Here is a 20,729-nt window from a genome sequence, read left to right as displayed (position 1 = left end):
TGACAAGACTGATCGCGCACAATGCGCGCTTGCACGACACGAGAACCTCCCCATGATTCGCCGGACCACCCTCATTGGCCTGCTGGCCCTGTTCGTCTCTCCTGCATGGTCGCAGACCGCTCCGCAGCTCGATCTGCCCAAGGTCACGCTGAAGGCCGGCATGCACCTGATCCACGCCCAGGTGGCCTCCACCCCTGAACAACGCTCCACGGGGCTCATGTTCCGTGAGGAGATGCCCGCCAACGAAGGCATGCTGTTCGTGTTCGAGGAGCCCGCGGGGCAGTGCTTCTGGATGAAAAATACCCTCCTGCCCCTCACCGCTGCGTTTGTGGCCGACGACGGCACCATCGTCAACCTGGCCGACATGAAGCCCAAAACGCTGGACTCCCACTGCTCTGCCAAACCGGTGCGGTACGTGCTGGAGATGCACCAGGGTTGGTTCGCCAAGCGCGGAATTCAGGCGGGGTCTCGCCTTGGCGGCCCCCCGTTCGAAGGACGGCGCTGATTCACAACGCAAAAAAAGCCCGCTGGATGGCGGGCTTTTTTCATGGCGAGCGGCGTAGACCTCAGGCCACAGACTCCAGCGCAGCGTTGAGCGTCTTACTCGGACGCATCACCGTGGACAGCTTGTCGAAGTCAGGCTTGTAGTAACCGCCGATGTCCACCGGCTTACCTTGGACCTCGGTCAGCTCGGCGACGATGGCCTGCTCGTTGTCCGCCAGCTGCTTGGCCAGCGGCGCGAACTTGGCTGCCAGTTCAGCGTCTTCGGTCTGCGCCGCCAGTTCCTGCGCCCAATACAGCGCCAGGTAGAACTGGCTGCCCCGGTTGTCGAGCTGGCCGGTCTTGGGCGACGGATTTTTGTTGTTGTCCAGCAGCTTGCCAGTGGCGCTGTCCAGGGTTTTGGCCAGGAGCTTGGCCTTGCTGTTGCCCGTCTTCAGACCCAGATCTTCCAGCGACACGGCCAGCGCCAGGAACTCGCCCAGCGAATCCCAGCGCAGGTGGTTTTCCTCCACCAGCTGCTGCACGTGCTTGGGTGCCGAACCACCGGCACCCGTCTCGTACATACCGCCGCCGGCCATCAGCGGCACGATGGACAGCATCTTGGCCGAGGTGCCCAGTTCCATGATGGGGAACAGGTCGGTCAGGTAGTCGCGCAGGATGTTGCCGGTGGCGCTGATGGTGTCCAGGCCGCGGATCACGCGCTCCAGCGTGTAGCGCATGGCGCGCACCTGGCTCATGATCTGGATGTCCAGGCCGTTGGTGTCGTGCTCGTGCAGGTACATCTTGACCTTGCGGATCAGCTGGGCCTCGTGCGGGCGGTACGCGTCCAGCCAGAAAACCACCGGCATGCCGGAATTGCGGGCACGGTTGACGGCCAGCTTGACCCAGTCACGGATGGCGGCGTCCTTGACCTGGCACATGCGCCAGATGTCGCCCTCTTCCACGTTCTGGCTCAGCAGCACCTCGCCTGTTTCCAGGTCGGTGATGTTGGCGATGCCGTCCTCCGGAATCTCGAAAGTCTTGTCATGCGAGCCGTATTCCTCGGCCTGCTGGGCCATCAGGCCGACGTTGGGCACCGTGCCCATGGTTTTGGGATCGAACGCGCCATGCCACTTGCAGAAGTTGATCATCTCCTGGTAGATGCGAGCGAAGGTCGACTCCGGCATCACGGCCTTGACGTCCTTCAGGCGGCCGTTCGCGTCCCACATCTTGCCGCCATTGCGGATCATGGCCGGCATCGAGGCGTCGACGATCACGTCGTTGGGTGAGTGGAAGTTGGTGATGCCCTTGGCCGAGTCGACCATGGCCAGCTCGGGGCGGTGCTCGTGGCAGGCGTGGAGGTCGCGCTTGATCTCGTCCTGCTTGGACTGCGGCAGCGTGGCGATCTTGTTGTACAGATCGACCATGCCGTTGTTGACGTTGACGCCCAGTTCCTTGAACAGCTCGCCGTGCTTTTCGAAGGCTTCCTTGTAGAAGATCTTCACGCAGTGACCGAACACGATGGGGTGCGACACCTTCATCATGGTGGCCTTGACGTGCAGCGAGAACATCACGCCGGTCTTGCGGGCGTCTTCAATTTCTTTCTCGTAGAAAGCCAGCAGGGCCTTCTTGCTCATGAACATGCTGTCGATCACTTCGCGATCGAGCAGGGAAACCTTCGGCTTGAGCACGATGGTCTTGCCGCTCTTGGTGATCAGCTCCATCTTCACGTCGCGCGCCTTGTCCAGCGTGATCGACTTTTCACCGTGGTAGAAGTCGCCAGCGTGCATGTGAGACACGTGTGAGCGCGAGGCTTGGCTCCACTCGGCCATGCTGTGGGGGTTCTTGCGGGCGAACTCCTTGACTGCGCGGGGGGCGCGGCGGTCCGAGTTGCCCTCGCGCAGCACAGGGTTGACAGCCGAGCCGGTGCACTTGGCATAGCGCGCCTTGATGGCCTTTTCTTCGTCGTTTTTCGGGTTCTCGGGGTAGTCTGGGATCTTGTAGCCCTTGGCCTGCAGCTCCTTGATGGCGGCCACCAGCTGGGACACGGATGCGCTGATGTTGGGCAGCTTGATGATGTTGGCTTCGGGGCGCAAGGTCAGCTTGCCCAGCTCGCCCAGGTAGTCCGGTACTCGCTGTTCTTCTGTCAGGTATTCCGGGAACTGAGCCAGGATGCGGGCGGCCACGGAAATATCACTGGTGGCCACATTGACGCCCGCAGGCGCGGCAAAGGTGCGGATGATGGGCAGGAACGAAGCCGTCGCCAGCAGGGGCGCTTCGTCGGTGAGGGTGTAAACGATGGTCGAGGACGGTTGGCTCATGGCATGGCTCCTGATGTCGTTGTTGGAAATCCGCCGCTCCCGACGAACTCGGGGCAAGCGATCGATGGTGTGGGATTTTGCTTTCAGTCCTCTGACCTCGGCTCCAAAATTCGAAGTGTTATCTCACATAACAAAATTGGACATCAAAAATTCCAACTTTTTTCGCCCTTGCCGTGGCAACGCAGGTCTGGGCTCATGAAAAAAGCCCGAAGGCAAGACACCTTCGGGCTTCGTTGAACCGGGTCGGTTCGTCGCCGTCAGGCGAAGTTGCTTTCGGCAAACGACCAGTTCACCAACTTGTCCAGGAAGGTCTCGACAAACTTCGGACGCAGGTTGCGGTAGTCGATGTAGTAGGCGTGCTCCCACACGTCCACGGTCAGCAGGGCCTTGTCACCGGTGGTCAGCGGGGTGCCGGCAGCGCCCATGTTGACAATGTCAACGGAACCGTCGGCTTTCTTGACCAGCCAGGTCCAGCCGGAACCGAAGTTGCCCACAGCGGACTTGACGAAGGCTTCCTTGAAAGCGGCGTAGCTGCCCCACTTGGCGTTGATGGCCGTGGCCAGAGCGCCGGAGGGCTCACCACCGCCGTTGGGCGTCATGCAGTTCCAGAAGAAGGTGTGGTTCCAGATCTGGGCGGCGTTGTTGTAGATGCCACCGCTGGACTTCTTGACGATCGATTCGAGGTCCATGGACTCGAACTCGGTGCCCTTCTGCAGGTTGTTGAGGTTCACAACATAAGCGTTGTGGTGCTTGCCGTGGTGGAACTCCAGCGTTTCCTTGGAGTAGTGCGGCGCCAGAGCATCGATGGCATACGGCAGTGCGGGCAGGGTGTGTTCCATGTGGGGTCCTCGTCTGTTGAGTGGGAAAAGTCCGGCGCATTGTAGGCAACACATTGAACCGCTGCTGCCCTCAGGGGAAAAGAAGCCCGCCCTTCAGCGGTCCACGGTCAGATCCAACGAGCCGTCGGTCAAAGTCGCCGTGACAGACTGGCCCGGCTGCACCTGCGCGGCCTTGGTGATGGCATGCCCATCACGGTCGGTGAGAAACGCGTAGCCCCGCTCGAGCACCAGCATCGGGTCCAGCAGGCCGAGGGCCGCACCGCAGCGCTCCAGTCGCTGCGCGTGCGCCGACAGCGCGCGTGCCACCGACTGGGGCAAGGTGGCGGACAGCCGCTCGAGATGGAGAGCTTGGCGTTGCTGGCGCAACTGCACTGCCGACGTGAGCCGGTGCTGCAGGGCCGACAGCCGCTGGCTGCTGTCGTGCAAGCGGCCAGAGGGGCGCCCCAACCGCTGGGCCAGCCGATCCAGCCGCTGCGCCCTCAGGTCCAGCCCACGCCAGATCACGTCCTTGAGGTCCGTTTCGAACTGCTCCAGCTCGTCGAGCCGCTGTTGGCGGGCTGGTGCGCACAACTCGGCGGCCGCAGTGGGCGTGGGAGCCCTCAGGTCGGCCGCGAAGTCGGACAGGGTGAAATCGGTCTCGTGCCCGACGCCACAGACCACCGGCATGGGTGCACGCACGACCGCGCGCACCACCGATTCGTCGTTGAACGCCCAAAGGTCTTCCAGCGATCCTCCTCCACGAACCAGCAGAAGCACATCGCCTTCTCCGGAGTCCCTGAAGCGCTGGTAGGCCTGCTCCAGCGCCCGGCATATTTCCTGCGGCGCCTGCGCACCCTGCACCGACGCCGGATGCACCAGCACCGGAATGTGGGGCACTCGCCGCCGCAGGGCCGTTACCACGTCGCGCAGCGCGGCCGCCCCCAGCGAGGTCACCACCGCAATGCTCCGGGGCTGCGAGGGAAGAACCCGTTTGCGCTGGGGATCAAACAGCCCCTCTGCCTCCAGCCGTGCCTTGAGCCGGATGAACTGCTCGAACAGCGCGCCCTGCCCAGCCGGCTTGAGCGCGTCGACAATCAGCTGCAGATCGCCACGTGGACCGTAGACATCCAGCCGACCCTGAGCCTGCACCAGAAGCCCATCCCGTGGGACAAACTGCAACTGATCCGCCGCACGGCGGAACATGGCACAGCGCAACTGACCTGCTTCATCCTTCAGCGAAAAGTAGCAGTGTCCGCTGGCGGCACGGGAAAAGCCCGAGATCTCGCCTCGCACCACCAACGGGTTGAAACGAACGGTCAAGGCATCCGCAATCGCTTGCATCAGCGGCCCAACCGCCCACACTCGCCGCGCAGAGCCGTCGTCCTGGCTGAAAAACGGCTCAGACACAGGCGTCTCCGGGGGGAACCTGTCCACAAGGCGCGCCGTTGCTGGACTCCGGGCCGTCCACCTCCGTGCCATGTGCTGCCTGCAGGAAGTGGCTTGATTTCAAAGCACTTTGGGCTGCCTGTTTTGTCATCGAACTGTTGAAATGCAGACGATTGGCGGGATCCGCCGGTATCGGGGTGCTGTTTTGCACAAAGTTATCCACAGAATCTGTGCATGGTCCCGGCATTGGGCGCCGGTGGCCAGTCCCGGTTCTGGGTGCGGGGGGGTGTGCCGGACGGGCGCAGGGCCTGAGACATAATCAAAAGATTGCACCGGAGCCCTGATTTGTTTTCCATCATACAAGCCGCTGGCTGGCCGATCTGGCCTCTCATCTTCTGTTCCGTGATCGCTCTCGCCCTCGTGATCGAGCGTTTTGTCAGCCTCAAGGCGGCCAAGGTTCTGCCACCGAAACTGCTTGAGGAGGCCATCATGGTCTCCCGCAGCGGGGTGCCCAACCCGGATGTGGTCACCCAGCTGGAGCAGAACTCGGTGTTCGGTGAGGTGCTCGCCAGTGGCTTTCGCACCCTGAACAGCAATCCCAGGGCCACCGAAGACGACCTGAGATCTTCACTGGAGGGCGCGGGGCGTCTCGCCGGTTCGCGGCTGCAGCGATACCTGGGGGCACTGGCCACGATCGCCTCTGCCGCCCCTCTGCTGGGTCTGCTGGGTACGGTGATCGGCATGATTGAGATCTTCGGCTCCCAGGGCGGTGACGGTGGCATGGGCACCATGCCGGGCGGAGGCAACCCCACCCAGCTGGCACATGGCATCTCGATCGCGCTCTACAACACCGCGTTCGGCCTGATGGTGGCCATTCCCGCGCTGATTTTCTGGCGCTATTTCCGCGCCCGCGTTGACGACTACCTGCTGGCCATGGAGGTCGCCACCGAGCGATTCGTCCGCCACTTGGTCACTCTGCGCAACAAGTAAGCTGCGCCCGGGAACCACCGCATGAACTTTCGTCCTGGCACCCGTGATGAGCCGGAGATCAACCTGATCCCTTTCATCGACATCCTGCTGGTCGTGCTGATCTTCCTGATGCTGACCACGACTTACAGCAAGTACACGCAGTTGCAGGTCAATCTGCCGGTAGCCGATTCCGAGGCCCAGCGCAGCGCTCCGAAGGAAGTCATCGTCTCGGTCAGCAGCGACGGCCGCTACGCGATCAACCAGGCGCTGCTGGATGGCTCGTCCGTGGAGTCTCTGACCCGTGCGCTCGAAGAGGCAACGCAGGACACCCGCGACATGGTGATCATCATCAGCGCAGATGCCGCGGCCACCCACCAGTCGGTGATCAACGTGATGGACGCGGCCCGGCGCGCGGGGCTGGTGCAGATCACCTTCGCCACCCAACAGTCCGGCTCAGCCCCGTCACGCGGCAAGTCCTGACCCCCCGAGACATGACACGCCCGGACGCCGAGGCCCAGTGGCAAGCGATATGGGCACATCGGGGTTGGAAAGCCCGCCTTTTGTGGCCGCTGTCCCAGATCTACCGGGTGTTGATCGCCTGGCGCCGCCAGCGCTATGTGCGAGGCCAATGGCCGGTCGAACGCCTGCCCGTGCCGGTGATCGTGATCGGCAACGTAGTGGTCGGTGGCGCGGGCAAAACACCCACGGTGATGGCGCTGATCGCCCATCTGCGCTCGCGGGGCTGGTCACCGGGCGTGGTGTCCCGGGGGCACGGAAGGGCAAGTGACGGGCTACTGGAGCTCACACCGGAGACAACGGCCGCGCAAGCCGGGGACGAGCCGACCCTGATTCACCGGAGCACGGGCGTGCCGGTCGTGGTGGGGAAGCGTCGTGCGGACGCCGCCCGCGCCCTGCTGGCGGCACACCCCGAAGTGAACCTGCTGTTGTGCGACGATGGCTTGCAACATTTGGCATTGGGACGGGACATTGCCATCGCGGTGTTCGATGACCGGGGCACTGGCAACGGGTGGCTGCTGCCAGCGGGCCTGCTCAGGGAGCCCTGGCCGCCGGCCACGGAAGACCCGTTCTCGCCACAGTTTGTCCTGCTGCAGCGGCGGGCCGGGTCAGCTCCGGTCTTTTCCTCTGCCTTGCCCGTGGGAGCAACCTCGTTTGCCGCCACCCGGCGCCTTTCTGCCTTCGCTCGAGGTCCCGATGGCAGTGAGCGGCCCTTGTCCGAACTGGCGGGCCGGGAACTGGTGGCCGTGGCCGGGATAGCCCGGCCGGACGTTTTCTTCGAGATGCTGCGTGACCGGGGGCTGGCCCTGTCGCGATGCATGGCCCTGCCAGACCACGCGTCGCCGGACGCCTACCGGTCAGTCCTGGATTCGCCCTCATCGACCGTGGTGTGCACAGAAAAGGATGCGGTCAAGCTGTTTGCCCAGGCACAGGCGTTGCCAGCCGACAGACGCCCGTCCCTGTGGGCGGTACCGCTGGAGTTGCGGCTTGACCCGGCCTTTCTGGCTGCGCTGGATCAGCGGCTGGAGGGTCTGCGAGCAGGCGCGCGACTATCATCGCCGCATGGATACCAAACTGCTTGAATTGCTGGTCTGCCCGGTCACCAAAGGCCCGCTGATCTTCGACCGCGAGGCCCAGGAACTGATCTCTCGCAGCGCCCGCCTGGCCTATCCGGTGCGCGACGGCATTCCCATACTCCTGGAACACGAGGCCCGGACACTGAGCGACGAGGAAGCCGCTCGGCCACCGGCGCCCTCCGTATGACCACGGCGGCTCGGACACCAGCTTTCAGCGTGCTGATTCCAGCACGCATGGCCTCCAGCCGTCTCCCTGACAAACCCCTGGCAGACATTGCAGGTTTGCCCATGGTCGTGCGTGTGGCGCGGCAGGCGCAGCTCAGCGGCGCCCGTCAAGTGGTGGTGGCGGCGGACGATACCCGCATCCTGAGTGCCTGCGCGTCGCACGGCGTCGCGGCGCTGCTCACCCGTGCCGACCATCCCTCCGGCAGTGACCGGCTGGCCGAAGCTTGCGAACAGCTGGGCCTGACTGACGACGAGCTCGTGGTGAATGTCCAAGGGGACGAACCGCTGGTGGACCCCGCGCTCATCGCCGCCGTGGCCACACAGCTGGCGCAACGGACCGATTGCGTGATGAGCACAGCAGCCCACGCCATCGAGACGGTGGACGACTTTCTCAATCCGAACGTGGTCAAGGTCGTGCTTGACCGCAGGCAGGTGGCGCTGTATTTCAGCCGAGCGCCCATCGCCTGGTGGCGCGACGGCATGGCGGCAGGCCAGCCATCCAGCCTGCCTTCTCCGGTCCCACTGCGACACATCGGTGTCTACGGATACCGGGCGGGTTTCCTGCGCCGTTTTCCGTCGCTGGAGCCGGCACCGCTGGAACTGACGGAGTCGCTGGAGCAGTTGCGCACCCTATGGCACGGGGAGCGCATTGCGGTGCATCTGGCAACCCATGCGGCCGCTCCCGGTGTCGACACGCCCGCGGACCTGGAAAGAGTCCGGGCGCTGCTCCGGAAGTCTTGAACTGCGACACTGCCTGTAAGGCAGTGTCGGGGTGGGCCATGCTATCCTCGTTCGACCCTCGATACCGGGGCCGGCTCTGCCGAGGAGACAGGCGAGCACGAACGAAACATTGACACAAGGAAGACGATGAGACTGATCCTGTTGGGCGCTCCTGGTGCGGGCAAGGGCACACAAGCCACCTTCATCTGCCAGAAGTACGGCATCCCCCAGATCTCGACCGGCGACATGCTGCGGGCCGCCGTCAAGGCCGGCACTCCCCTGGGCCTGCAGGCCAAGGCGGTCATGGACGCAGGTGGTCTGGTGAGCGACGACCTGATCATCAACCTCGTCAAGGAACGCATCGCCCAGCCCGACTGCGCCAGTGGCTTCCTGTTCGACGGCTTCCCGCGCACCATCCCGCAGGCCGATGCCATGAAGGCGGCTGGCGTGAAACTGGACTATGTGCTGGAAATCGACGTGCCATTCGACGCCATCATCGAACGCATGAGCGGCCGCCGCTCGCACCCTGCCTCGGGACGCACCTATCACGTGAAGTTCAATCCGCCCAAGGTGGAAGGCAAGGACGACGTCACCGGTGAGCCGCTGATCCAGCGCGACGATGACAAGGAAGAGACCGTCAAGAAGCGTCTGGAGGTGTACAGCGCCCAGACCCGTCCGCTGGTTGACTACTACAGCCAATGGGCAAAATCGGATCCGGCCGCCGCCCCCAAGTACCGCGCCATCAGCGGCACAGGCTCGGTCGACGAGATCACCGCCCGAGCGTTTCAGGCACTGGCCGCCTGAAGCACCGCCCGCTCATCCTGCAAACCCGGCACGAACTGCCGGGTTTCTTTTTTGTCGTTGCACCTGGCTGGCTGGTCAGGGCCCCAGCAACGAGAGCGCGAGTGCCAGCCGCGCCTTCACAGGGGATAGTCCGTTGGAGTCGGGCATGGGATTGGCCTTGTCCGGAATCACACGCCCGCGGGGGCAGCGCGTGGCCCTGACCACCCTCACACCACTGGCCATGGCCTCCGCCAGGGCCGACGCCAGCGACTGGTGAACCGTACCGTTGCCGGTGGCCGCCACCACAATGCCCTGCGGACGCAGGGCTGGTTCCGCGTGCAGCAGCGCGCGAACGACGGAGCCGTCGGCATCGGCGTGGCTGGTCACCAGCTGGACACGTGGCAGCGCATCGGCCCGCAGCACCCGCGCCAGAAGCGCCTCCGAACGCTCGGCGTTCGGGTGGTTTGCGGGAGGATGGAACCACCGGACCTCGCCTTCCTCCACACACGCCTGAGGGCCGGCGTCGCCCGAATCGAACGCATCCACACGGTAGCTGTGAACCTTGGTCAAGTGCTCGGGCGCATGCACCTGCCCCGCACAAACCACCACACACCCTTCGACCTCGGGATGACCCGCCACGGTCACTGCGTCCAGCAGGTTCTGCGGCCCGTCTGGCACCAGCGCGGTGGCAGGGCGCATCGCGCAGGTGAACACCACCGGCTTACGGGGTTGCAGCACCGTATGGATGAAAAAGGCTGTTTCTTCGAGTGTGTCGGTACCGTGTGTGACGACGACGCCAGCCACCTCATCGCGGGCAAGGTGGTGAGAGAGCCGAAGCAACAGCCGCTTCCAAAGGCCGAAGTGCATGTCCTTGCTGTCCACTTGTTCCACCTGCTCCACCTCCAGAGGCACGCTTTGCAGCGCCGGCACGCCCGCCAGCAGATCTTCCACACGAACCTGCCCCGCCACGTATCCCACGTTGTCACCAGACCGGGCGGCCCGCCCGGCGATCGTGCCGCCAGTCCCCAGGATCACGCAAAGGCTTCTGTTGTTGTCGTTCACTTGCCAAGTCTCCAAAACTGTTTAAAAATACAGATACTGGATATGCAAACAGCCTACCCAGCAGCCCGCCCGCCACATCACGAGGTTGACATGATCGAGTCGTTCCCGCCCAAGCTTACGGCCCGCCAGCAGCAAATCCTGGAGTTGATCCAGAACGCCATAGCCCGCACGGGCGCCCCGCCCACCCGTGCAGAAATTGCGACCGAGCTCGGCTTCAAGTCGGCCAATGCAGCCGAGGAGCACCTTCAGGCACTCGCTCGCAAAGGCATGATCGAATTGGTCAGCGGCACCTCGCGAGGGATCCGTCTTCGCAGCAGTGACTTGCAGGCCATCAATGATCAACGGGCGCAGCAGCTTACACTGCCGATGCCCGGCCTTTCGCAGCTCATGCTGCCCCTGATCGGGCGGGTGGCGGCCGGCTCCCCGATCCTCGCGCAGGAGCACGTCGACCAGACCTACCACGTCGAGCGTAGCCTGTTCCAGCGCACCCCCGACTATCTGCTGCGCGTGCGCGGCATGTCCATGCGTGACGTCGGCATTCTTGACGGCGACCTGCTGGCGGTGCAGTCCAGCAAGGACGCCAAGAATGGACAGATTGTGGTGGCCAGGCTCGGTGACGACGTGACCGTCAAGCGCTTCATGCGCCGCGACCATCAAATCGAGCTGCACGCGGAAAACCCCGACTACAAAACCATCGTGGTGCAACCGGGTGAACCATTCGAGATCGAAGGCCTCGCTGTGGGCCTGATTCGCAACAGCTTCCAAATCTGACCCGCTGGGTCGGTGCTGCCCTCGCAGGTGGCGGGCGTTTTGTCAGGACAGCACACCGTCTATGGCAAACCCTGCGAGTGTGGCTCTTCCGAATCAATCCTGCCTGTGTCCAACCCCTCCCCGGAGTTTCACATGGGAATCCGCATCACCTCCAAGACCTGGCGCGCACCGCTGCAGTTGATCGACAGCTGGCTGCCGTCCCCTCTGTGCCCCTACAAGACCCGCAAACCGCTACCAGCACTGATGCAGCGGTTTGTCAGGGCCGGGTGGTTGGCCAACAGGCAACCAAAGCAGTCGCTGCCAGTCTCTCCTACCGCTTCCATGGCCGAGGTTTCGCGCCCCTCACGACCTGCAACCATCCGCCTGAAGCACGCCAGCCCACCGGATCGAAACGCCTGCCTGGTCATTTCAGGGCGCATGGCCGATGTCTGCGCCGAACTGGACCGCCTGGCCGCTCTGGAGCACCGCACCGAACCCGCCTGACAGCGCAAAGGCTGAACAGAATGCTCATGGCGGCACAATAGTGCCCCATGAACATTGTGATATTGGACGACTATCAGGACGCCGTCCGAAAGCTGGATTGCGCAGCGCGCCTCGACCCCTATCCTGCCAAAGTCTTCACCAACACGGTCAAGGGAGTCGGGCAACTGTCCATACGGTTGCGGGATGCCGACATCGTGGTCCTGATACGGGAAAGAACCCCCATATCCCGCCAATTGGTTGACAAGCTGCCTCGCCTGAAACTCATTGCGCAGACCGGGCGTATCGGCGGCCACATTGACGTCAATGCCTGCACCGAACGTGGCATCGCCGTGGCCGAAGGTAAAAGCTCCCCGATCTCCACCGCTGAACTCACATGGGCGCTGGTCATGGCGTCGATGCGACGCATCCCCCAGTATGTGGCAAGCCTCAAGCACGGCGCGTGGCAACAGTCAGGACTGAAGTCATCGTCCATGCCTGCCAACTTCGGCCTGGGTATGGTTCTTCACGGCAAGACACTTGGCTTGTGGAGCTATGGCCGCATCGGCAAGCTGGTCGCGGCCTATGGCAAGGCCTTCGGCATGCAGGTGCTGGTCTGGGGTGGCGAAGAGTCCTGCCAGCAGGCAGTTGCCGATGGCTTCGAAGTCGCAGGCAGCCGCGAAGATCTCTTTGAACGCTCGGATGTGCTCAGCCTCCATCTTCGACTCAGCGACCGCAGCGCGGGCTGTGTCACGCTAGAGGATCTTTCTCGCATGAAGCCGACCGCCTTGCTGGTCAATACATCGAGAGCCGAACTGATCGAAGCCGAGGCCCTACTCACCGCATTGAACCGTGGCCGCCCCGGCATGGCGGCCATTGATGTGTTTGAGTCTGAGCCGATCCTTCAAGGACATGCGTTGCTCAGGCTAGAGAACTGCATCTGCACACCTCACATCGGCTACGTCGAACTCAACAACTATGAGACGCTGTTCTCGGCGGCCTTCGACAACGTGGTCAATTTCATCAAGGGGACACCCACCAACATCGTCAACCCAGGCGCCCTGCAGGTGCGGCGCTGACCCAAAGGCTCCGCAGCCCTCCCACAAAAAAAGCCAGAACGCGTCTGGCTTTTTTGTTGAACGAACTGCTTTTCATTTGGACTGTGTGTCCTTGCCTGGTTGTATGTCCCCATCATCGGGTGGCATGAAGTCCAGAACTTCAAAATCGATCAGGTTGCCCATGTCTGCGGACTCTGCAGCGGACATACCTGCCGATAGCGCAGGCTTGGCTGTGGGCTCCACCGGTACCGCCACATCCGGCAGTGAGGCCTCGAACGCCGACGCATCGTGCAGCGCATCCAGGTCAATGTCCAGACCCAGCCGGGGAGATGCGTGGGGGATTTCGTCCATCGGTTCGGTCACCCGTTCGGATGCAGCCGCTGCGGCCGCAGCAGCGGCCATCTTCGGTCCTGCGGCCTTGAGCGGACGAATCGCCGTGTGCTGGAAGTCCGAAGAAGGGGTGCTCGAATCGCGCTGGATCACATCCTTCGCGATGGCGTGAAGCAGCAGAAGCTCTCGGTACGCTTCGAGATCGAAGACCTCCGATTCGGGATCGGTCGCATCCTTGAAAATGGACTTCTCGATGACATCCAGCACCTTGGGCTGAGGCCACAGGGCCTGTATCCGCCCGAATGCTGTTTCGTAGGCTTCCAGACCCCGGTTGGAGTCGCTGTACTGGTCAAACGGCGGTGCACTCGCGTTGAACTGGTGGTTGAACTCTTCGCGCAGCTTTTCGTACTCGTCGCGCCGCCCCAACCGGTGGTAGAGCTTGAAGAGGTCGAGATAGGCAAGCGCACTGGGCTCCTGACTCTCGTGCAAATGAGTCTTGAGTACGCCGATCGCCTGGTCAAACTCGCCTAGCGAAACAAAGAAGTCCGACTGCTGCTGGACATCGAACAGTTCTTCTGTGGCAACGGACCTGGACACGCCGATGTGGCTGGTGCGGAAATCGCGGCGCTCGGAATTGGACAACGGCATCGCTCCGCTGTCACCAGCGCCTCTGCGCATCGGACCCAACTCATCCAGCCCGGAATCGGCATCCAGATCAAGGTCAAGGTCCAGTCCTCTGGCCGCCACGCTCCCTATTGGCTTGTCGGCCGGCACCTTGGCGGCTTTCGCTGCACCAGACGTCCACCAGTCCTTCTGGGTTGTACCCGCAACGCCGACGGCGGCCCTGCGTCGCCACAGCCAGGCCAGTGCACCCAGAGCGAGAAGCAGCAACGCCCCCAAAGCGTATGCAGCCCATGACATGAAACGCGACTGTTCTAGTCGGGCCTGCATGTCCTTCATGACGGCCTTGTTGCGCGCCTCCTGCTCGCGCAGGCCTTTCGATTCGGCTTCCAGGACCACCAGCTTCTGGGCGTCACGAAGAATGTCCTCGGGGGATGCGTTCAAAGCCTTCCAGAGCTGCTCGGCAGCGGCCCGCTCCTGGGGGTTCGAAGCGGGCTCGCTGAGCAAGGACAGAGACAGCTTGAGAACCGGATCGCGCTCGATCGCGAGACTCACATCCACAGGGTCCAGCTGGAGCCGCGGTGCCGCATCCCGTGAGGGCTCCGCCGGTTTGCGCACCACACTGGATGGCCTGGGCCTGGAAGAAGAGGAGGCTGGCGCCGTGCTGCGCGTCGATGCCGCCGCTGAACCAGCGCTGCCGGCTGCCGAACCGGTTGAGGTCCTCGGGCTCGCTGTCGAACCAGCCCCCGGACTGGGCGAAGGGTTGGGTGCCTCTTGTGATCCGGAAAACGCGGGCGCTGTTTGCGACGCCGTTGCAGGCTCGGACAGGAAGTCAGCCAGTAGCACGTACCGGCGAGAAAACGGCGAAGCGCAGCCCGCCTTCACCACCACAGAGACGACGGGTTCGTTCACCGGCACCGTTGTCTGAATCCGCACCGAAGCCTCGGCATCGGGCGCGTTGTGCTGCGTCGTGGTGCGCACGGACGAAGGACCCAGCTGGTTGTCGCCAAAGAACACATCGGCCTGCAGGCACAGCGCGGATAGATCTTCACCGGGAGCCGCGATGGCCTGCACCCGGATATCGAGAGGCCTGCCAATGACAACAGCGCCGCTGTGTCGCCCCAAAGTAGCCGCCGAACCGCCCAACGCCGTTGATAGCAAAATAGAGCCAACCAAGATCTGGCGCACGTCACAGCCCTTCCGTTCTTCGTGGCAACATTTTGTCATAGGTCGTTGCCCTCCCCTCTCAAATAATACTTTCATATGACCCCAACTTTTCAAACCGTCGGCATCGTGGGTACCGGCGCCATGGGCCGCGGCATTGCGCAAATGGCGGCCCAGGCCGGCAGCGCAGTCATCTTGTTTGATCTGCAACCCAATGCGGCCGAAACAGCCCGACAAGCGCTGGCCGACACCTGGCAGAAGCTGGTAGACAAGAACAAGCTTGATGCCGTGCAGCGCACCGCCATGCTGGATCGGCTCCGCTGCGCCGACGCCCTCGCTTCGCTGGCTCCCTGCGACCTCGTCATTGAAGCCGTCGTCGAGCGGCTGGATGTCAAACAGAAGCTGTTTTCCGAACTTGAGTCCATCGTTTCCGAACAGTCGGTGCTGGCAACCAACACCTCGTCGCTGTCAGTGACTGCGATTGGTGCGGCGCTCCGGCGTCCCGGCCAGCTCGCCGGATTCCATTTTTTCAATCCCGTGCCCCTGATGCGCGTGGTCGAGGTGATCGCCGGCCTCAAGACCGATCCGGTGGTGTGCGAGCGACTGACTGCCTTTGCCCGCGAATTCGGACATACACCGGTATCGGCACAGGACACCCCCGGCTTTATCGTCAATCACGCTGGCCGCGGATATGGCACGGAGGCACTGCGCGTGGTGAGCGAGCGGGTGGCCGATTTCGCGACCATCGACCGCATCCTCAAGGATCAGATGGGGTTCCGGCTCGGTCCATTCGAGCTGATGGACCTGACAGCCCTGGATGTTTCGCACCCGGTCATGGAGTCGATCTACCGCCAGTATTACGACGAGCCGCGCTACCGCCCCAGCGTGATCACGGCGCAGCGACTGGCCGGAGGTGTGGTCGGCAAGAAGGTCGGCGACGGTTTCTATGCATACAAGGAAGGCGTCGCGCAGGTTCCTGCTGAGCCGCCTGTGCCGGCCGTCGGCTCTCTGCCACCGGTCTGGGTCTCGCCCAAGGCCGCGCGTCGGGCCGAGATCTACCAGTTGCTCAAGAACCTGGGCGCGAGCATCGAAACCGCCCAGGCACCTTCGGCCCACGCGCTGATTCTGGTGGCTCCGCTTGGGCTGGATGTGACCACCCTCGCTGCGGTGGAGCGGCTCGACCCTACCCGCACTGTCGGCATCGACATGATGCTGGAGGACGCCGCTACCAAACGGCGCGTGCTCGCCACCAACCCGGCCACCCGCCCCGACATGCGCGACGCCGCCCTCGCCCTGTTCGCCACGGACGGCAAGGCGGTGAGTGTGGTGAAGGACAGCGGTGGTTTTGTGACGCAGCGCGTCGTCGCCACCATCGTCAACATCGCCGCCGACATGTGCCAGCAGGGCATCTGCACACCCAAGGACCTGGAGGTGGCGGTGACACTGGGTCTGGGCTACCCCATGGGCCCCCTGGCCATGGGCGACAAGATCGGCCCCACCAATGTGCTGGAGATTCTGTTCAACATGGGCACGGTCTATGGCGACCCCCGCTATCGTCCCTCGCCCTGGCTGCGCCGCCGCGGCGCCCTGGGCCTGAGCCTGATGCACGAAGAGGCCTGAGGATGAGCGCCAGCCTCAAGAGCCACAGCCATGGCCAGACCATGGTGCTCACCATCAGCAATCCCGAGCACCGCAACGCCCTGGGCCCGGAGATCTACGCAGCGGGTGTCGAGGCGCTGAACGTTGCGGGTTCCAGTCCCGAGGTGCGTTCGGTGGTGATCACCGGCGAGGGTAGCCACTTCTGCGCAGGTGGCAACCTGCAACGCCTGCTGTCCAACCGCCAGCAGCTGCCCGAGGTGCAGGCGCAGAGCATCGAAAGCCTGCACAACTGGATAGAGACCATCCGCGCGTTTCCCAAGCCAGTGATCGCCGCGGTGGAGGGTGCTTGCGCGGGCGCCGGCTTCTCGCTGGCGCTGGCCTGCGACCTGCTGGTCGCCGCGCAAGACAGTGTCTTCGTGATGGCCTACAGCAATGTAGGCCTGTCATCCGACGGTGGCGCCACCTGGAGCCTGGCGCGCGCCCTGCCCCGCGCCACGGTGATGCAGTTGCTGCTCTGTGGCGACCGCGTCGATGCAGCGCGCTTGCAGGCCCTGGGCGTGGTCAACCAGGTGTGTGCCAGCGGTGAGGCAATGGCCACCGCGCTGGCGCTGGCCGAGAAACTGAACACGCGTGCGCCCAATGCGATGGCCAGCATCAAGGAACTGGTGAACGAGGCCCAGACCGCGCCGCTGCACACCCAGCTTGCCGCCGAACGCGACCACTTCGTGCGCAACCTCCACCACGCCAACGGCGGGGAAGGCATCTCGGCCTTCCTTGAGAAGCGCCGCCCCGGCTACCGTTGATCAACAAGCCCGCCGTGCTGCGCTTTTGAAAGCGGCCCAGCGACACCTGCGGGACAGTCCCCCGCGCTATCCCTGATGCTCCCGGCGCGTCCCAGTGGTGACAATGGGACCGCTTTCAGTCACTCAAAAGACATCCGATGGACGAACCCATTCTGACAATGGAAGAACGCGAGGCGATCAACAACGGTCGCTGGTTCCAGAGTCTTTCTCCCTCCCTGCGTCACGACATCCTCCGATGCGCCTACGTCAAGCGATTCAAGGACGGCGACCTGATCGTCGCCCGCGGCGAACCGCCCACCGAGTGGACGGCGGTTGCCAAGGGCGCGGTGCGTGTCAGCTCGACATCGCTCTCGGGCAAGCTGATCACGCTGACCTATGTCGAGCCCGGTGTTTGGTTCGGGGACGTGGCGTTCTTCGACGGGGACCGTCGCACGCACGACGCCTACGCGCATGGCGCGACCACACTGCTGTGCGTGGCGCGCAACGATTTCCAGAAGATCCTCAGCACGCACGTCGAGCTGTACGAGGCCCTCATGCGCCTGCAGGCGCGGCGCATCCGCACGCTCTTCGGGCTGGTGGAAGACCTCAACACGCTGCCGCTGCGTGCACGCCTGGCCAAGCAGCTGTTGCACCTGGTGCGCTCTTACGGTGTGCCCTGTCTGTCCGACGGCAACGAGATGCGCATCGGCCTGCAACTGGCACAGGAGGAACTGGCGCAGCTGCTGGGCGCCTCGCGCCAGCGCGTGAACCAAGAACTCAAATCCATGGAGCGCGAAGAAGCGATCCGTATCGAACAGGGAGGGCTGGTGGTGCGCAACCGCGACATGTTGATGCGGATCGCCGAAGCCGAGCACTGACTCTTCTCCCGCCCTCACCGACCGTGACCGAATGAACGACCTCCAGAACTTCACCGGCACACGGCCGGTGGCTGCCCAGCACGCTGTCGACGCCGCCGCCCTCCAGGGCTGGCTTGAGCGCCATGTCGATGGCTTCAGCGGCCCCCTGAGCATCGAAATGTTCAAGGGCGGTCAGTCCAACCCCACCTACAAGCTGATCACGCCGGCGCGCGCTTATGTGATGCGCGCCAAGCCCGGCCCGGTGGCCAAGCTGCTGCCCTCGGCCCACGCCATCGAACGGGAATATCGGGTGATGGGCGCGCTGCACGGCACCGGTGTGCCGGTGGCGCGCATGCATGCCCTGTGCGAGGACGAATCGGTGATCGGCCGCGCGTTCTACGTGATGGAGTGCGTCGACGGCCGCGTGATGTGGGACCAGTCGCTGCCCGAACTGTCCAAAGACCAGCGCGGTGCCGTCTACGACGAGATGAACCGCGTGATGGCGGCGCTGCACAGCGTGCGGCCGGACGCCATCGGCCTGACCGACTATGGAAAACCCGGCAACTACTTCGAACGTCAGATCGGCCGTTGGAGCAAGCAGTACGTCGCCTCAATCACACAGCCCATCCCCGAGATGGACCAGCTCATGGAGTGGCTGCCCCGGAACATTCCAGCCATGGCGCGCGACGAATCGATGGTGTCCATCGTGCATGGCGACTACCGGCTGGACAACCTGATGTTCCACCCCACCGAGCCGCGCGTGCTCGCGATCCTTGACTGGGAACTCTCCACCCTGGGTCACCCGCTGGCCGACTTCAGCTACCACTGCATGGCCTGGCACATCCCGCCCGGCGCGTTCCGCGGGATCGGCGGCCTGGACGTGCAGGCGTTGGGCATCCCCACCGAGGCCGAGTACATCCGCCGCTACTGCGAACGCACCGGCTTTGCCACGCCAGAACAGCTCAAGGCCGACTGGAACTTCTACCTCGCCTACAACCTGTTCCGTCTCGCGGCGATCCTGCAGGGGATCGCCAAGCGCGTCGAGATGGGCACCGCCTCCAGCGCACAGGCAGTGTCGTCGGCCGCCGGCGCCCGCCCACTCGCTGAAATGGCGTGGCGTTTTGCGCAGCAGGCCTGAACACCCCTTCCCCCAACGTCCAGACCCACACACAAGGACCCCCCATGCATTTCGACTACACCGACAAGGTCAAGGACATGCGCCAGCGCCTGCTGGCCTTCATGGACGAGCACATCTACCCGAACGAAGGACGCTTCTTTGCCGAGATCGCGGCCAACCGCGCCAAGGGCAACCCCTGGATACCGACCACCGTCATCGAGGAGCTCAAGCCCAAGGCGCGCGCCGCTGGCCTGTGGAACCTGTTCCTGCCGATGAGCAAGCGCGCACCGGAAGGCCTGTCCAACCTCGAATACGCGCCGCTCTGCGAGATCATGGGTCGCGTACCGTTCGCGGCCGAGGTGTTCAACTGCTCGGCGCCTGACACCGGCAACATGGAGACGCTGGAGCGCTACGCGTCCGAGGAGATCAAGGACGAATGGCTCGAACCCCTGCTGCGCGGCGAGTTCCGCTCGGCCTTCCTGATGACCGAACCCGCGGTGGCCTCGTCCGACGCCACCAACATCCAGTGCGAGATCACACGCGACGGTGACCACTACGTGCTCAATGGCCGCAAGTGGTGGTCGTCGGGCGCCGGCGATCCACGCTGCAAGGTGTACATCGTGATGGGCAAGACCGATCCCGAGGCACCGCGCCATTCGCAGCAGAGCATGATCGTCGTGCCCGCTGGCACCCCCGGCGTGACCGTGGTGCGACCGCTCTCCGTGTTCGGCTACGACGACGCGCCGCACGGCCACATGGAGGTGGTGCTCAAGGACGTGCGCGTGCCGGTGCGCAACCTGCTGCTCGGCGAAGGGCGCGGGTTCGAGATCGCCCAGGGTCGCCTGGGCCCGGGCCGTATCCACCACTGCATGCGCTCCATCGGCGCCGCGGAACGTGCGCTGGAGCTGATGTGCAAGCGCCTGAACAGCCGCGTTGCGTTCGGCAAGCCGATCTCCTCGCACTCGGTCTGGCACGAGCGCATCGCCGAGGCCCGCTGCAAGATCGAACAGGCGCGCCTGCTCACGCTCAAGGCCGCCTACATGATGGACACCGTGGGCAACAAGGTGGCCAAGGCCGAGATCGCGATGATCAAGGTCGTGGCGCCCAACATGGCCTGCGAGATCATCGACATGGCCATCCAGGCCCATGGCGGCGGTGGTGTCAGCGACGACTTCCCTCTGGCCTACAGCTACGCCAACCAGCGCACGCTGCGCCTGGCCGATGGTCCGGACGAGGTGCACCGCGCGGCGATTGCCAAGCTGGAACTGGCCAAACACATGGCCATCAAGAGCGACGTCGAGATGCCGGTGACGCGCGGTTGCTGATGCACTCCAACAAACCGCGCGGAGCCCCCTGGCGACAGGGTATACTCGCCGGCTTGTCGGAGCGTAGCGCAGCCTGGTAGCGCATCTGCTTTGGGAGCAGAGGGTCGCGAGTTCGAATCCCGCCGCTCCGACCATTCTTCAGGACAAAAAGGCCCACTGCGTGGGCCTTTTTTGTATCCTGTCCGCACCGTCTGCCCGTAGCTCAACCGGATAGAGCAGCTGCCTTCTAAGCAGCAGGTCGGGGGTTCGAGTCCCTCCGGGCAGGCCAAGCAATCCGCAGTTCGCGCACT

Annotated in this window: 21 protein-coding genes and 2 tRNA genes; 18 read left to right on the top strand and 5 right to left on the bottom strand. The window is 63.8% G+C overall.

Annotated features, from left to right (window positions below):
- Nucleotides 1-52: 52 nt before the first annotated feature.
- On the top strand, nucleotides 53-505 hold the full coding sequence (locus tag ACFOPI_RS20940; protein ID WP_382178303.1) for a DUF192 domain-containing protein: 453 nt from the start codon (nucleotides 53-55) through the stop codon (nucleotides 503-505).
- 61 nt (nucleotides 506-566) lie between these two features.
- Here ACFOPI_RS20940 and ACFOPI_RS20935 read toward each other — a convergent pair whose 3' ends face one another.
- The 3 genes from ACFOPI_RS20935 to xseA all read right to left on the bottom strand — a co-directional run bounded on the left by ACFOPI_RS20935 (nucleotide 567) and on the right by xseA (nucleotide 4,960).
- Nucleotides 567-2,801: an NADP-dependent isocitrate dehydrogenase gene (locus ACFOPI_RS20935; protein ID WP_382178300.1), complete on the bottom strand. Its 2,235-nt coding sequence runs from the start codon at nucleotides 2,799-2,801 to the stop codon at nucleotides 567-569.
- Nucleotides 2,802-3,058: 257 nt separating this feature from the next.
- Entirely contained in the window at nucleotides 3,059-3,640 is a 582-nt protein-coding gene (locus tag ACFOPI_RS20930) for a superoxide dismutase (protein ID WP_382178297.1), read from the bottom strand.
- Between the two features lie 93 nt (nucleotides 3,641-3,733).
- Nucleotides 3,734-4,960 (bottom strand): exodeoxyribonuclease VII large subunit, encoded by a 1,227-nt coding sequence (xseA, locus tag ACFOPI_RS20925; protein WP_382178294.1) that lies wholly within the window; start codon nucleotides 4,958-4,960, stop codon nucleotides 3,734-3,736.
- 390 nt (nucleotides 4,961-5,350) lie between these two features.
- Here xseA and ACFOPI_RS20920 point away from each other — a divergent pair, with 390 nt between their 5' ends.
- The 6 genes from ACFOPI_RS20920 to adk all read left to right on the top strand — a co-directional run bounded on the left by ACFOPI_RS20920 (nucleotide 5,351) and on the right by adk (nucleotide 9,315).
- A complete protein-coding gene (locus ACFOPI_RS20920) occupies nucleotides 5,351-5,995 on the top strand; it encodes a MotA/TolQ/ExbB proton channel family protein (protein ID WP_382178292.1) in 645 nt (214 codons plus the stop codon).
- Nucleotides 5,996-6,016: 21 nt separating this feature from the next.
- Nucleotides 6,017-6,454 carry an ExbD/TolR family protein gene (locus ACFOPI_RS20915; protein ID WP_382178289.1) on the top strand — a complete coding sequence of 146 codons (438 nt, stop codon included), beginning with the start codon at nucleotides 6,017-6,019 and terminating at the stop codon, nucleotides 6,452-6,454.
- Nucleotides 6,455-6,465: 11 nt separating this feature from the next.
- A complete protein-coding gene (gene lpxK, locus ACFOPI_RS20910) occupies nucleotides 6,466-7,572 on the top strand; it encodes a tetraacyldisaccharide 4'-kinase (protein ID WP_382178286.1) in 1,107 nt (368 codons plus the stop codon).
- The gene (locus tag ACFOPI_RS20905; protein ID WP_382178283.1) at nucleotides 7,553-7,753 is read left to right on the top strand and encodes a Trm112 family protein; all 201 of its coding nucleotides are present in this window, start codon (nucleotides 7,553-7,555) and stop codon (nucleotides 7,751-7,753) included. Before lpxK ends, ACFOPI_RS20905 begins: the two co-directional genes overlap by 20 nt.
- Nucleotides 7,750-8,532, top strand: coding sequence for a 3-deoxy-manno-octulosonate cytidylyltransferase (kdsB, locus tag ACFOPI_RS20900; protein WP_382178280.1), 783 nt, complete (start codon nucleotides 7,750-7,752; stop codon nucleotides 8,530-8,532). Before ACFOPI_RS20905 ends, kdsB begins: the two co-directional genes overlap by 4 nt.
- A gap of 126 nt (nucleotides 8,533-8,658) precedes the next feature.
- The gene (gene adk / locus ACFOPI_RS20895; RefSeq protein WP_382178277.1) at nucleotides 8,659-9,315 is read left to right on the top strand and encodes an adenylate kinase; all 657 of its coding nucleotides are present in this window, start codon (nucleotides 8,659-8,661) and stop codon (nucleotides 9,313-9,315) included.
- A 75-nt stretch (nucleotides 9,316-9,390) separates the two neighbouring features.
- Here adk and ACFOPI_RS20890 read toward each other — a convergent pair whose 3' ends face one another.
- Entirely contained in the window at nucleotides 9,391-10,356 is a 966-nt protein-coding gene (locus ACFOPI_RS20890) for an asparaginase (protein ID WP_382178274.1), read from the bottom strand.
- Nucleotides 10,357-10,446: 90 nt separating this feature from the next.
- On the opposite strand from ACFOPI_RS20890, the gene lexA reads away from it, so the two are divergent.
- From lexA to ACFOPI_RS20875, 3 genes are all read left to right on the top strand, one after another.
- The gene (gene lexA, locus ACFOPI_RS20885; protein ID WP_382178271.1) at nucleotides 10,447-11,127 is read left to right on the top strand and encodes a transcriptional repressor LexA; all 681 of its coding nucleotides are present in this window, start codon (nucleotides 10,447-10,449) and stop codon (nucleotides 11,125-11,127) included.
- A gap of 132 nt (nucleotides 11,128-11,259) precedes the next feature.
- The gene (locus ACFOPI_RS20880; RefSeq protein ID WP_382178269.1) at nucleotides 11,260-11,610 is read left to right on the top strand and encodes a hypothetical protein; all 351 of its coding nucleotides are present in this window, start codon (nucleotides 11,260-11,262) and stop codon (nucleotides 11,608-11,610) included.
- Between the two features lie 47 nt (nucleotides 11,611-11,657).
- On the top strand, nucleotides 11,658-12,665 hold the full coding sequence (locus ACFOPI_RS20875) for a D-2-hydroxyacid dehydrogenase family protein (RefSeq protein WP_382178266.1): 1,008 nt from the start codon (nucleotides 11,658-11,660) through the stop codon (nucleotides 12,663-12,665).
- Nucleotides 12,666-12,737: 72 nt separating this feature from the next.
- Here ACFOPI_RS20875 and ACFOPI_RS20870 read toward each other — a convergent pair whose 3' ends face one another.
- The gene (locus ACFOPI_RS20870; RefSeq protein WP_382178263.1) at nucleotides 12,738-14,150 is read right to left on the bottom strand and encodes a hypothetical protein; all 1,413 of its coding nucleotides are present in this window, start codon (nucleotides 14,148-14,150) and stop codon (nucleotides 12,738-12,740) included.
- Between the two features lie 55 nt (nucleotides 14,151-14,205).
- Here ACFOPI_RS20870 and ACFOPI_RS20865 point away from each other — a divergent pair, with 55 nt between their 5' ends.
- The 8 genes from ACFOPI_RS20865 to ACFOPI_RS20830 all read left to right on the top strand — a co-directional run bounded on the left by ACFOPI_RS20865 (nucleotide 14,206) and on the right by ACFOPI_RS20830 (nucleotide 20,707).
- Nucleotides 14,206-14,523 (top strand): hypothetical protein, encoded by a 318-nt coding sequence (locus ACFOPI_RS20865; protein WP_382178261.1) that lies wholly within the window; start codon nucleotides 14,206-14,208, stop codon nucleotides 14,521-14,523.
- Nucleotides 14,524-14,858: 335 nt separating this feature from the next.
- Nucleotides 14,859-16,379: a 3-hydroxyacyl-CoA dehydrogenase gene (locus ACFOPI_RS20860; RefSeq protein ID WP_382178258.1), complete on the top strand. Its 1,521-nt coding sequence runs from the start codon at nucleotides 14,859-14,861 to the stop codon at nucleotides 16,377-16,379.
- Nucleotides 16,380-16,381: 2 nt separating this feature from the next.
- Nucleotides 16,382-17,161 (top strand): oxepin-CoA hydrolase, alternative type, encoded by a 780-nt coding sequence (locus ACFOPI_RS20855; protein WP_382178256.1) that lies wholly within the window; start codon nucleotides 16,382-16,384, stop codon nucleotides 17,159-17,161.
- A gap of 137 nt (nucleotides 17,162-17,298) precedes the next feature.
- Nucleotides 17,299-18,018: a Crp/Fnr family transcriptional regulator gene (locus ACFOPI_RS20850; RefSeq protein ID WP_382178254.1), complete on the top strand. Its 720-nt coding sequence runs from the start codon at nucleotides 17,299-17,301 to the stop codon at nucleotides 18,016-18,018.
- 31 nt (nucleotides 18,019-18,049) lie between these two features.
- Nucleotides 18,050-19,135: a phosphotransferase family protein gene (locus ACFOPI_RS20845; protein ID WP_382178252.1), complete on the top strand. Its 1,086-nt coding sequence runs from the start codon at nucleotides 18,050-18,052 to the stop codon at nucleotides 19,133-19,135.
- A 44-nt stretch (nucleotides 19,136-19,179) separates the two neighbouring features.
- Complete coding sequence (locus ACFOPI_RS20840; RefSeq protein ID WP_382178250.1) at nucleotides 19,180-20,439, top strand: acyl-CoA dehydrogenase family protein; 1,260 nt, start codon at nucleotides 19,180-19,182, stop codon at nucleotides 20,437-20,439.
- A 57-nt stretch (nucleotides 20,440-20,496) separates the two neighbouring features.
- Nucleotides 20,497-20,573, top strand: a tRNA-Pro gene (locus ACFOPI_RS20835).
- A 57-nt stretch (nucleotides 20,574-20,630) separates the two neighbouring features.
- A tRNA-Arg gene (locus ACFOPI_RS20830) sits at nucleotides 20,631-20,707 on the top strand.
- The last annotated feature ends 22 nt before the right edge of the window (nucleotides 20,708-20,729 follow it).

Source organism: Hydrogenophaga luteola, assembly GCF_042648585.1.
Classification (GTDB): Bacteria; Pseudomonadota; Gammaproteobacteria; order Burkholderiales; family Burkholderiaceae_C; genus Hydrogenophaga; species Hydrogenophaga luteola.
The sequence above is the reverse complement of the archived record's forward strand: the minus strand, read 5'-3'. Positions and strand labels throughout refer to the sequence as shown.